General features: G+C 47.7%; 10 protein-coding genes, 1 tRNA gene and 1 other RNA gene. 6 read left to right on the forward strand and 6 right to left on the reverse strand.

Going from position 1 to position 12,009, the window contains the following annotated elements; translation table 11 throughout:
- Positions 1-2: 2 nt before the first annotated feature.
- The 4 genes from KQJ19_RS19120 to KQJ19_RS19135 form a co-directional block, all read right to left on the reverse strand.
- A non-coding RNA gene (locus KQJ19_RS19120) (RtT sRNA) lies at positions 3-134 on the reverse strand.
- 44 nt (positions 135-178) lie between these two features.
- A tRNA-Tyr gene (locus KQJ19_RS19125) sits at positions 179-263 on the reverse strand.
- A 156-nt stretch (positions 264-419) separates the two neighbouring features.
- The gene (gene purU / locus KQJ19_RS19130) at positions 420-1,262 is read right to left on the reverse strand and encodes a formyltetrahydrofolate deformylase (RefSeq protein ID WP_016153278.1); all 843 of its coding nucleotides are present in this window, start codon (positions 1,260-1,262) and stop codon (positions 420-422) included.
- A gap of 55 nt (positions 1,263-1,317) precedes the next feature.
- On the reverse strand, positions 1,318-1,773 hold the full coding sequence (locus KQJ19_RS19135; RefSeq protein WP_029139563.1) for a YchJ family protein: 456 nt from the start codon (positions 1,771-1,773) through the stop codon (positions 1,318-1,320).
- Between the two features lie 111 nt (positions 1,774-1,884).
- On the opposite strand from KQJ19_RS19135, the gene rssA reads away from it, so the two are divergent.
- From rssA to galU, 3 genes are all read left to right on the forward strand, one after another.
- A complete protein-coding gene (gene rssA, locus KQJ19_RS19140; protein WP_016156731.1) occupies positions 1,885-2,796 on the forward strand; it encodes a patatin-like phospholipase RssA in 912 nt (303 codons plus the stop codon).
- A gap of 90 nt (positions 2,797-2,886) precedes the next feature.
- Positions 2,887-3,900 carry a two-component system response regulator RssB gene (rssB, locus tag KQJ19_RS19145; RefSeq protein ID WP_016153275.1) on the forward strand — a complete coding sequence of 338 codons (1,014 nt, stop codon included), beginning with the start codon at positions 2,887-2,889 and terminating at the stop codon, positions 3,898-3,900.
- 203 nt (positions 3,901-4,103) lie between these two features.
- On the forward strand, positions 4,104-5,012 hold the full coding sequence (gene galU / locus KQJ19_RS19150) for a UTP--glucose-1-phosphate uridylyltransferase GalU (protein ID WP_016153274.1): 909 nt from the start codon (positions 4,104-4,106) through the stop codon (positions 5,010-5,012).
- A gap of 137 nt (positions 5,013-5,149) precedes the next feature.
- Here the strand turns inward: galU and hns are convergent, their stop codons facing one another.
- A complete protein-coding gene (hns, locus tag KQJ19_RS19155; RefSeq protein WP_003020723.1) occupies positions 5,150-5,563 on the reverse strand; it encodes a histone-like nucleoid-structuring protein H-NS in 414 nt (137 codons plus the stop codon).
- Between the two features lie 623 nt (positions 5,564-6,186).
- On the opposite strand from hns, the gene tdk reads away from it, so the two are divergent.
- Positions 6,187-6,804: a thymidine kinase gene (tdk, locus tag KQJ19_RS19160; protein ID WP_019076935.1), complete on the forward strand. Its 618-nt coding sequence runs from the start codon at positions 6,187-6,189 to the stop codon at positions 6,802-6,804.
- A gap of 238 nt (positions 6,805-7,042) precedes the next feature.
- Here the strand turns inward: tdk and adhE are convergent, their stop codons facing one another.
- Complete coding sequence (gene adhE / locus KQJ19_RS19165; RefSeq protein WP_016153272.1) at positions 7,043-9,721, reverse strand: bifunctional acetaldehyde-CoA/alcohol dehydrogenase; 2,679 nt, start codon at positions 9,719-9,721, stop codon at positions 7,043-7,045.
- A 487-nt stretch (positions 9,722-10,208) separates the two neighbouring features.
- On the opposite strand from adhE, the gene ychE reads away from it, so the two are divergent.
- Complete coding sequence (gene ychE / locus KQJ19_RS19170) at positions 10,209-10,856, forward strand: NAAT family transporter YchE (RefSeq protein WP_003020714.1); 648 nt, start codon at positions 10,209-10,211, stop codon at positions 10,854-10,856.
- Between the two features lie 771 nt (positions 10,857-11,627).
- Positions 11,628-12,009 (forward strand): ABC transporter substrate-binding protein (locus KQJ19_RS19175; RefSeq protein ID WP_253296380.1); only part of this gene is annotated, 382 nt, incomplete at its 3' end.

Raw genomic sequence — 12,009 nt, forward strand, 5'->3', positions numbered from 1 at the left:
GATGGTGGTGGGGGAAGGATTACTCAGCGCGGTGCGCTTCGCCCTTCGGGTCGTTGCCTGCGGCAACGCTTTCTCGCTAACGCTCGAATCGAACCTTAGTCGAAGCTTCTCATCCTTCCCGTCTGGGCAGAATATGAGGCATAACAGATGGATTGGATGCTGGTGCTTTATGAAGTGATGGTGGTGGGGGAAGGATTCGAACCTTCGAAGTCGATGACGGCAGATTTACAGTCTGCTCCCTTTGGCCGCTCGGGAACCCCACCACGGGGTAATGCTAGTTACTGGCCTGCTTCCGTTGGAAGCGGGGCGCATCATATCAAATGATGCGCCCCTGTAAAGTATTCCGTTGATAAAAAAGAACTGGTTGCCTGATTTTTACACGTAAAGATGTAAAGGTAACCAATTCAATTATCAATCGATTACAGAATAATCGTTCGGTTACCGTAAACAAAGACGCGTTGAGCCAGAACCTGATACAGCGCGCGGCTTAATACATTTTTCTCAACGTCGCGACCCGCACGCATCATATCTTCTGCGGTGTAGGTGTGATCCACATGAATTACGTCCTGCATAATGATTGGGCCTTCATCGAGGTTATCATTCACGTAGTGGGCTGTTGCACCGATGATCTTCACACCGCGCTCATAAGCCTGATGGTAAGGGCGAGCGCCAATAAACGCTGGCAGGAATGAATGGTGAATATTGATAATCTTATTCGGGAAGCGTGAAACAAATGTTGGTGTCAGAACGCGCATGTATTTTGCCAGCACGACATAGTCAGGTTGGTGCGCGTCGATAGCGTCGGCCATTTTCAGGTCATGTTCGTCACGCGTTAAACCTTCGTGGCTGACCAGCTCAAATGGGATATCAAACCGTTCAACCAAAGGTCGCAGCGTCTCGTGGTTGCCGATCACAGCGGCGATTTCAACATCCAGCCCGCCATAATTGGCCTTCATTAACAGGTCACCCAGACAATGTGCCTCCTTGGTGACCAAAATGACGATACGGCGGCGTCCTGCTGGTGTTAATTCACGAATGGATCCATCTGGAAGGGCACTATCCAGATCGGCAAGCAGCGTGACGTCGTTAAAAATACCCTCCAGTTCGGTACGCATAAAAAAGCGCCCGGTCCGGTGGTCCACGAACTCATTGTTCTGCACGATGTTCAGTTCATGCTTGTAACAGATATTCGTAATGCGCGCGATCAGACCTTTTTGGTCCGGACAAATAGTACGCAGCACTTTTCGTTGTAATGAATGCATTTGCAGCGGTGATCCTGTTGAGAATGTTTGCAAAATTGATACTGTCGGGCGTTGATTAGCCGCAGCACTTTTTAAATTTTTTACCGGAGCCACAAGGGCAGGTATCGTTTCGTCCAATTTGAGGGCGTGTACCGTCTATATAGTACCACTGACCGTTTTCTTTTAAAAAACGAGAGCGCTCGATAATTGCACCTGTTTTACCTTGTTCAGAAAATCGCGCAACAAAGCTGACATAGCCGATATTTTCTGTGTCTGCCGTTTGTTGTTCAAAAACGGTCAGCCCGAGCCATTCAGTGTGGCTAAATCCTGCGATAATGTCGTCGCGAAACTCGGCTGCATGACAGTCCGGATGCCAGGTCTTGATAAGGTAATCTGCGTCTTTCATCACAAAAGCACAGTAACGAGAACGCATGAGATGTGACGGCGTAGGTGCTACTTGCGCGCCAGACACATAACGGTAGCAACATAGGCTATACTCGACAGCGCTACCACAGGGACAAAGCTGAGACACAAAGTACTCCCTGGAATAAAAAAACGGCGTAAAAACGCCAAGGTAGCACTATGTTAACTGAGCGGTAGCGATGTTGCTACGTCTGCAAGCCAGGGGAAGTTTGTACGTACAATGAGAAAAATAAAAATTGGGCTGGCGCTAGGTTCCGGCGCGGCGCGAGGTTGGTCGCATATTGGCGTTATTAAAGCCCTAAAGCATATGGGCATTGATGTTGATATTGTGGCAGGGTGCTCCATTGGTTCGCTGGTTGGTGCAGCCTACGCATGCAATAAGTTACCTGCTCTCGAACAATGGGTTTGTTCTTTCAGCTATTGGGATGTCTTACGTCTGATGGATCTCTCGTGGCGCAGGGGCGGTTTACTGCGTGGTGAACGAGTATTCAATCAGTACCGTAATGTCATGCCGGTAGAAGCAATTGAGCAATGCACTCGCCGTTTCGCAACTGTGGCTACTAATCTGAGTACGGGTCGGGAGCTCTGGTTCACGGAAGGTGATTTGCACCTGGCTGTTCGGGCCTCCTGCAGCATTCCTGGTCTGATGTCCCCTGTAGCGCATAATGGTTACTGGCTGGTCGATGGCGCGGTGGTGAATCCCGTTCCTGTATCCTTAACTCGCGCGCTGGGCGCTGACATCGTTATTGCCGTCGATCTGCAACACGATGCGCATCTTATGCAGCAAGATTTACTCTCCTTCAACGTCAGCAGTGATGCCGAAACGGGTGATGATGTTGACGCGCTTTCATGGCGTGCCCGACTGAAAGAGCGCTTGAGCAACATAACGGCCAGGCGTGCGGTAACCGCGCCGACGGCGATGGAGATCATGACGACTTCTATTCAGGTTCTGGAAAACCGTCTGAAACGTAACCGCATGGCCGGTGACCCGCCAGATATCCTGATCCAGCCGTTTTGTCCGCAAATATCCACGCTGGATTTTCACCGAGCCAGCGCAGCCATTGCTGCTGGGCAACTGGCGGTCGAGAAGAAAATGGATGAGCTTCTACCCCTGGTGAAAACCAACATCTAACGCATTTTTTATCAACACTTAAGCAAATTCTGACAGGCGTGAGTAGCAATAGCATGCCACTATTTACTAAAGCCAGTCAGGGGGGAGAATATGACGCAGCCATTGGTCGGAAAACAGATTCTTATCGTTGAGGATGAGCCGGTATTTCGCTCACTCATGGACTCATGGTTTTCCTCTTTGGGAGCGACAACGGCGGTAGCTGGCGATGGACTTGAAGCACTTGAATTACTCGGGCACTTTAACCCCGACCTGATTATCTGCGACCTGGCTATGCCACGAATGAACGGCCTTAAGCTAGTAGAGTATCTGCGTAATCGTGGCGATCAGACCCCAATCCTGGTGATATCAGCGACGGAAAACATGTCTGATATAGCCAAAGCACTGCGATTGGGTGTGGATGATGTGCTGCTAAAGCCGGTAAAAGACCTGAACCGCCTGCGCGAAACCGTCTTTGCGTGTCTGTATCCGAATATGTTTAATTCACGCGTGGAAGAAGAAGAGCGGCTGTTTCGCGACTGGGATGCGATGGTCGGGGATCCCGCCGCTGCAGCGAAGCTGTTACAAGAATTACAGCCTCCTGTGTCGCAAGTTATTTCACGATGTCGGATCAACTATCGTCAATTGGTAGCCGCCGATCAGCCGGGGCTGGTACTGGATATTGCACCGCTATCGGACCATGACCTTGCGTTTTATTGTCTGGATGTGACGCGGGCAGGGGATAATGGCGTTCTGGCAGCATTGTTACTGCGGGCGCTATTTAACGGTTTGCTGCAGGAACAGCTCGCGCATCAAAATCAACGATTGCCGGAGCTCGGTGCGTTATTGAAACAGGTTAACCATTTATTGCGCCAGGCTAATTTGCCCGGACAATTCCCTCTGCTGGTGGGTTATTACCACAGTGGATTAAAAAACCTGATTCTGGTATCAGCAGGGCTGAATGCGACATTAAATACAGGTTCACACAATGTACAAATCAGCAATGGCGTTCCGTTGGGAACCTTAGGGAATGCGTATCTTAATCAACTGAGCCAACGTTGCGAATCCTGGCAATGCCAAATTTGGGGGGCCGGTGGTCGGCTGCGCCTGATGTTGTCTGCAGAATGAACAACCGAGTGGCGTGAGAATGAAATTGGCTCACCCCCCCATGCTGTGAGTGCTACTATCAGCGCCAGATTTATTCGTATTTATCTTAATTATACCGACGCGCGTCCTTTTCAGACCAGAAGCTTGTCGCGGTACTGATATACTTGGATGCGATACAGATTGATGAACACGTTCAATACATGAACAGTCCAGGAGAGTTTTAAATGGCTGCCCTTAATTCAAAAGTCAAAAAGGCCGTTATCCCGGTTGCGGGATTAGGAACCAGGATGTTACCGGCTACGAAAGCAATCCCGAAAGAGATGCTACCGTTGGTTGATAAGCCATTAATTCAGTACGTCGTAAACGAATGTATTGCTGCGGGCATCACTGAAATTGTACTCGTAACTCACTCGTCTAAAAATTCGATTGAAAACCACTTCGATACCAGCTTTGAACTTGAAGCTATGCTGGAAAAACGTGTAAAACGCCAGCTACTGGAAGAAGTGCAATCTATTTGTCCGCCACATGTCACTATTATGCAGGTGCGTCAGGGACTGGCCAAAGGTCTGGGCCACGCGGTATTGTGCGCGCACCCGGTGGTTGGCGATGAGCCCGTTGCGGTTATCTTGCCGGACGTCATTCTTGACGAATACGAATCTGATTTATCACGCGACAACCTTGCCGAAATGATTCATCGTTTCGATGAAACAGGCAGCAGCCAGATTATGGTTGAGCCGGTAGAAGATGTTACCGCTTATGGTGTTGTTGATTGTAAAGGCGTTGAATTAGCGCCGGGCGAAAGCGTACCGATGGTTGGCGTTGTTGAAAAGCCGAAAGCGAATGTGGCGCCATCTAATCTGGCCGTCGTGGGGCGTTACGTCCTTAGTGCGGATATCTGGCCTCTGCTGGCAAAAACGCCTCCGGGAGCCGGTGACGAAATTCAGCTGACTGATGCTATCGATATGCTGATTGAAAAAGAAACGGTTGAAGCTTATCACATGAAGGGCAAAAGCCATGACTGTGGTAATAAGCTGGGCTATATGCAGGCGTTCGTTGAATATGGTATTCGCCATAATACTCTCGGCGCTGAATTTAAAGCCTGGCTGGAAGATGAGATGGGTATTAAGAAGTAACCTGCTGGTATTATCAGGTCTGAACGGTGCTGTTAATCCAGCACCGTTTTTTTATACCTGAACTGGGTAGGGACTGTGCGAAGTACAGGTAAAAAAAATCCCGCCAGTGGCGGGATTTTAAGCAAACTATTTCTGAATTATTCCTTGATTAAGAAATCGTCCAGTTGTTTACCTTGTTCTTCCATCGCTTTTTTGATCACTGCCGGTGTACGACCCTGACCAGTCCAGGTTTTAGTTTCACCGTTTTCGTCAACATAGCTATATTTAGCCGGACGTGCAGCGCGTTTAGCTTTGGTGCCAGATTTAACAGCAGCCATGCTATTCAGCAGTTCGTTCGGGTCAATGCCGTCAGCGATCAGCATTTCACGATATTGTTGCAGTTTACGAGTACGTTCTTCAACTTCAGCAGCTGCAGCGCTTTCTTCTTCACGGCGCTCGCTAACAACAACTTCTAATTTTTCCAGCATTTCTTCAAGCGTTTCCAGAGTACATTCTCTTGCCTGCGCACGAAGAGTACGGATGTTGTTCAGAATTTTAAGTGCTTCGCTCATTGTAGTAATCTCAAACTTATATTGGGGGTGGTTTGTTGAGCTAATAATAGAGCGATAAATTCAGTTGTGCAATAGCCAGGAATGTAAGGAATTCAAAATTGCGCTTTATTTAGTATCAGAATTAATTCATCTGTCTTAAATTCACCGCGACGTTGGGCATAAAAAAGGCTTATTGGTGAGGGGGCTTCTCAGCGGCTGAGAGTAAAAATTCAAGATTCAGGTCACATTTTATGGTGTACAAATAGTATCTCTTTGCAGTGATTTCAACCTTTTGTATTAGTTTTGCTTACATGAATTCGCTAATACATGGCGACAGTGGGTAGATTCAATAACAATAAGGGAAGGGTTTCTTTATTGCCGTAAGAAGATAAGAGGTATGGATAAATTTCATGAGCACTATTTGTGAAAGAGTGTGTATATACCCGTCCAGTTTCAGGCTGCCTGGGCTATGACTGGAGTGTACTAGCGCTCCCATGTCACTTAAAGGATCGGTTATTTAGGCGACACTGAGCGAGTCTGAACGCCTATTTATACGCCTATGCAGGCAACGCTACACCGACACGTTCGTGAAATATGGTACAATCCTGCCCATATTTATTTCCCCGGGTGAGGGCCTACGGTCAATGGCACAGCTATATTTTTACTATTCTGCAATGAATGCCGGTAAGTCGACTGCATTGCTGCAATCTTCGTACAATTATCAGGAACGTGGGATGCGTGCCGTGGTATATACAGCGGAAATTGATGACCGCTTTGGTGCTGGAAAAGTAAGTTCACGTATAGGTCTGTCGTCACCTGCAAAATTGTTTAACCAAAATTCATCATTGTTCGAAGAGATTCGGGCTGAGAATGAGCAGCAAAGAATTCACTGTGTACTGGTTGATGAGTCGCAGTTTCTGACTCGACAGCAGGTTTATGAATTATCAGAAGTTGTCGATCAGCTGGATATTCCCGTGTTGTGCTACGGCTTGCGTACCGATTTTCGTGGTGAGTTATTTGGCGGTAGCGAATACCTGTTGGCATGGTCAGATAAACTGGTTGAATTAAAAACCATTTGTTTCTGTGGGCGTAAGGCCAGCATGGTGTTGCGTCTTGATCAGGCAGGACGACCTTATAACGAGGGCGAACAGGTGGTGATTGGCGGGAACGAACGCTATGTATCGGTATGCCGTAAGCATTATAAGCAAGCACAGTCTGAGGGCTCTCTGACGGCGATACAAGAACGACACAACCACGATTAACTCTACGCGCTTCTGGGCGCTTATTAGCACAGGGTAGGCTGAGACATTCGCTAATGTTCGCTACCCTGTCAGACACTCTCCTGACGCTATTCTCGCATCCTCCTAAGCATCCTTTTACAGGTCCATCCTTTACACGTCGCTGAATTGGTCATGTATCGATTCTGATAACGAAAGATGTAAAAAAAAACGGCCCCAATTTGGGACCGTTTATGGTGAAACTAAAACTTATCTGGATGAATTAAGCGGATTTCTTCGCTTTTTTCTCAGCTTTCGGCGCTGCTACTGCTTCAGTCTTAACGGCGGTTTGATCTTCGCTGTATTCACGACCGTAGTAGGTATCCATCAGGATCTGTTTCAGTTCAGAAATCAGCGGGTAACGCGGGTTAGCACCAGTACACTGGTCATCAAACGCATCTTCAGACAGTTTGTCCACGTGTGCCAGGAAGTCAGCTTCCTGAACGCCAGCTTCACGGATAGACTTAGGAATACCCAGTTCAGCTTTGATTTCGTCAAGCCAGCCCAGCAGTTTCTGGATTTTTGCAGCAGTACGGTCGCCCGGTGCGCTCAGACCCAGATGGTCTGCGATTTCAGCGTAGCGACGACGAGCCTGCGGACGGTCGTACTGGCTGAATGCAGTCTGTTTAGTCGGGTTGTCGTTCGCGTTATAACGAATAACGTTGCTGATCAGCAGGGCGTTCGCCAGACCGTGAGGAATGTGGAACTGAGAACCCAGCTTGTGCGCCATTGAGTGACATACACCCAGGAAGGCGTTAGCAAATGCAATACCGGCGATGGTTGCTGCACTGTGTACACGCTCACGCGCTACCGGGTTCTTAGAACCTTCGTGGTAGGACGCTGGCAGGTTTTCTTTCAGCAGTTTCAGCGCTTGCAGAGCCTGACCGTCGGAGAACTCAGAAGCCAGCACGGATACGTAAGCTTCCAGGGCGTGAGTAACGGCATCCAGACCACCGAACGCACACAGGGACTTAGGCATATCCATCACCAGGTTGGCGTCAACAATCGCCATATCCGGAGTCAGCGCATAGTCTGCCAGCGGGTATTTCTGACCAGTTGCATCGTCAGTAACAACCGCAAACGGAGTAACTTCAGAACCGGTACCGGAAGTGGTGGTGACGGCAACCATCTTCGCTTTTACGCCCATTTTCGGGAACTTGTAGATACGTTTACGGATGTCCATAAAGCGCAGTGCCAGTTCTTCGAAGTGGGTTTCTGGGTGTTCGTACATAACCCACATGATTTTCGCGGCGTCCATCGGGGAACCGCCACCCAGCGCGATGATCACGTCTGGTTTAAAGGAGTTAGCCAGCTCAGCACCTTTGCGTACAACGGTCAGAGTTGGGTCAGCTTCAACTTCAAAGAACACTTCGGTTTCAACGCCAGCAGCTTTCAGCACGGAGGTGATCTGGTCAGCATAGCCATTGTTAAACAGGAAGCGGTCGGTCACGATCAGCGCACGTTTGTGACCATCGGTAATCACTTCATCCAGTGCGATTGGCAGAGAGCCACGACGGAAGTAGATAGATTTCGGAAGTTTGTGCCACAACATGTTTTCAGCTCGCTTAGCAACGGTTTTCTTGTTGATCAGGTGCTTAGGACCAACGTTTTCAGAGATGGAGTTACCACCCCAGGAACCACAACCCAGAGTCAGGGAAGGCGCGAGTTTAAAGTTGTACAGGTCACCGATACCACCCTGAGAAGCTGGGGTGTTAATCAGGATACGTGCGGTTTTCATCATCTGACCGAAGTAAGCAACACGTTCTGGCTGGTTGTCCTGGTCGGTGTACAGGCAAGAGGTATGACCGATACCACCCATCGCAACCAGTTTTTCAGCTTTAATAACGGCGTCTTCGAAGTCTTTCGCACGGTACATTGCCAGCGTAGGAGACAATTTTTCGTGAGCGAACGGTTCGCTTTCGTCAACAACTGTCACTTCACCGATCAGAATCTTAGTGGTTTCTGGTACGGAGAAGCCTGCCAGTTCAGCAATTTTGTATGCCGGCTGACCAACGATAGCCGCGTTCAGCGCGCCATTTTTCAGGATAACGTCTTGAACGGCTTTCAGCTCTTTGCCTTGCAGCATGTAGCCACCGTGAGTCGCGAAACGCTCACGTACTGCGTCGTATACAGAGTCAACGACAACAACGGACTGTTCAGAAGCACAAATTACGCCGTTATCGAAGGTTTTAGACATCAGAACAGATGCAACAGCACGTTTGATATCAGCGGTTTCATCGATAACCACAGGGGTGTTACCTGCGCCTACACCGATTGCCGGTTTACCGGAGCTGTATGCTGCTTTAACCATGCCTGGACCACCGGTCGCAAGGATCAGGTTGATGTCCGGGTGGTGCATCAGCGCGTTTGACAGTTCTACGGAAGGTTGATCGATCCAGCCGATCAGATCTTTCGGTGCGCCAGCAGCAATTGCTGCCTGCAGAACGATATCAGCAGCTTTGTTAGTGGCATCTTTAGCACGCGGATGCGGAGAGAAGATGATGGCGTTACGCGTCTTCAGGCTGATCAGTGATTTGAAGATTGCAGTAGAAGTCGGGTTAGTGGTTGGAACGATACCGCAGATGATACCAATCGGTTCAGCGATGGTAATGGTACCGAAGGTGTGGTCTTCAGCCAGCACACCACAGGTTTTTTCGTCTTTATATGCGTTATAAATGTATTCGGAAGCAAAGTGGTTTTTAATCACCTTATCTTCGACGATGCCCATGCCAGATTCGGCAACGGCCATTTTCGCGAGAGGGATTCGAGCGTCTGCGGCAGCCAGAGCGGCGGCACGGAAGATTTTGTCAACCTGTTCTTGAGTGAAACTGGCATATTCACGCTGGGCTTTTTTTACGCGCTCTACAAGTGCGTTAAGTTCAGCGACATTAGTAACAGCCATAATGCTCTCCTGATAATGTTAAACTTTTTTAGTAAATCATCTGCTCGATACGAGAGTATAGACAGATCGACGAAAATTTGTGTAACGTTTTGAAAATCAAACGGTTAATTAACGTCCACTTTACCTTGATTTACTAAAAGAGCTTATACGCTAGCGGCACTTAATTCTAACGCGCTACCTCCAGGTGGCGTAAGCAAGATTACTCACTTCTGAGTAGTAATTGCGTGATCTGGATCAAAATTTCGCAAAGCTGACACCTTTCAGCAGGCCCTTTTAGCGTTTATCGGTAAGTGTTAATGAATTGATGGGGTGAATGCTATTAACATTAGCATATTTAATACATATTAATAACACCAAGTATTGGAAGTGTATTTACGTAGATATACACAGATAGAAGGTGAAGTATGCTGACAAAAGGCGTATCTTCAGCGCGGATTTTATCAATTTTTATGACTCATTTTATCCGGCTAACGCTTCGGAGCTAACCGTGATCCAAACGCTATTTGATTTTCCTGTCTATTTTAAATTTTTCATTGGGTTATTCGCATTGGTTAACCCGGTCGGGATCATCCCAGTCTTTATCAGTATGACCAGCTATCAAACGGCTGCTGCGCGAAATAAAACCAACCTTACGGCAAACCTGTCGGTTGCCATCATCCTGTGGACCTCGCTGTTCCTTGGTGACGGTATTCTGCAGCTCTTCGGTATCTCGATAGATTCGTTCAGGATTGCCGGCGGCATTCTGGTGGTGACTATCGCAATGTCGATGATTAGCGGAAAACTGGGCGAAGATAAGCAAAACAAACAGGAAAAATCAGAAACAGCAATCCGCGAAAGTATCGGCGTAGTGCCGCTGGCATTGCCGTTAATGGCGGGGCCGGGGGCGATAAGCTCAACTATTGTTTGGGGTACGCGCTATCACAGTGCGATTAACCTGTTTGGTTTTTTTGTGGCGATTGCGTTGTTTGCCCTGTGCTGTTGGGGACTGTTCCGCATGGCACCGTGGCTGGTACGGCTGCTGGGCCAAACCGGTATCAACGTCATTACGCGTATTATGGGGTTGTTGTTAATGGCCTTAGGGATCGAATTCATTGTGACTGGAATCAAGTCCATTTTCCCCGGTTTACTTGCCTGATATTCCTCTTCGGCATCAACGGAGCCTCTTTCGGCTCCGTTTCCTTTCGTTATTAGTAAAACTTCTCACTAAAGTTGAAAATCAGCATAGAAATATAAAAAACTCTGATGGCCATTCATTAATTTATTCATTGATTTTATAGATATAACGCTCAGTAGGCCACCAGAGGGATCCCGACGTCACTGTTATTTTATTAACATCATACTCTGGGGCTTGCTGAAGGATTATCGAAATGTTATTAGTTATTTCAGCGTTTTTTTTAGATGAATGTGCTAATTAATAACCAATTGTTAAATTTATGTGCATTTTGGCGTGGTGTTGACACAGGACTGGAGGTTAACACTGCGTGTGATGCAATATATTGATTTTTATCGTTTTATTGTCACAATCTTTCATTCGTAAGACTTTTTTAGTGAGATTTATTTCCAATAAAAGAGAATTGGTTAACAAATTTGTAAAATGTATTGGCGGTTAAGAAACGCATTTGATACTTTCCGGCCAGGTATTATGCAGAAGAATTCACGTTGATGAGAATCATTTTCAATTAGTTTCTCTCAACAGGGTAATAACGTGTTTCCGGCAGGGGAGGCACGTAGACAATCGACGCAAGGCGGTCATACGAATCGCCAGAAATAAATAAAGTCGGTGATAGCAAGCAGTAAAACAAGAAACTACCTGACGGCAGAAAATCTCCGGTGCCGTACAGGGATCCTGACAGGATTAACAGTCTGGTTAAAAAACCAGCCATAATAATGAGGGAGTACAAACACAATGACTAACATCACTAAAAAAAGTTTAGTAGCTGCGGGGATCCTAACTGCGCTAATCGCTGGGAATGTTGCTACGGCGGCAGTTGTACCAGCCGGTGTGCAGCTTGCTGAAAAGCAGACTCTGGTGCGTAATAACGGTTCGGAAGTTCAGTCACTCGATCCACATAAAATCGAAGGTGTACCTGAATCCAATATCAACCGTGACCTGTTTGAAGGTTTATTAATCAGCGATGTCGATGGCAAACCATCGCCTGGCGTGGCTGAAAAGTGGGAAAATAAAGACTTTAAGGTGTGGACATTCCATCTGCGTAAAGACGCTAAATGGTCTGACGGCACGCCTGTTACCGCGCAAGATTTCGTGTATAGCTGGCAACGCCTGGCTA

The organism is Citrobacter sp. S46_ASV_140 (assembly GCF_018919545.1).
GTDB lineage: Bacteria > Pseudomonadota > Gammaproteobacteria > Enterobacterales > Enterobacteriaceae > Citrobacter > Citrobacter braakii.

Coding starts and splice junctions, on each gene's coding strand:
- purU (WP_016153278.1), bottom strand. CDS start 1,262: ATGCATTCATTACAACGAAAAGTGCTGCGTACTATTTGTCCGGACCAA.
- rssA (WP_016156731.1), top strand. CDS start 1,885: ATGAGAAAAATAAAAATTGGGCTGGCGCTAGGTTCCGGCGCGGCGCGA.
- rssB (WP_016153275.1), top strand. CDS start 2,887: ATGACGCAGCCATTGGTCGGAAAACAGATTCTTATCGTTGAGGATGAG.
- galU (WP_016153274.1), top strand. CDS start 4,104: ATGGCTGCCCTTAATTCAAAAGTCAAAAAGGCCGTTATCCCGGTTGCG.
- hns (WP_003020723.1), bottom strand. CDS start 5,563: ATGAGCGAAGCACTTAAAATTCTGAACAACATCCGTACTCTTCGTGCG.
- tdk (WP_019076935.1), top strand. CDS start 6,187: ATGGCACAGCTATATTTTTACTATTCTGCAATGAATGCCGGTAAGTCG.
- adhE (WP_016153272.1), bottom strand. CDS start 9,721: ATGGCTGTTACTAATGTCGCTGAACTTAACGCACTTGTAGAGCGCGTA.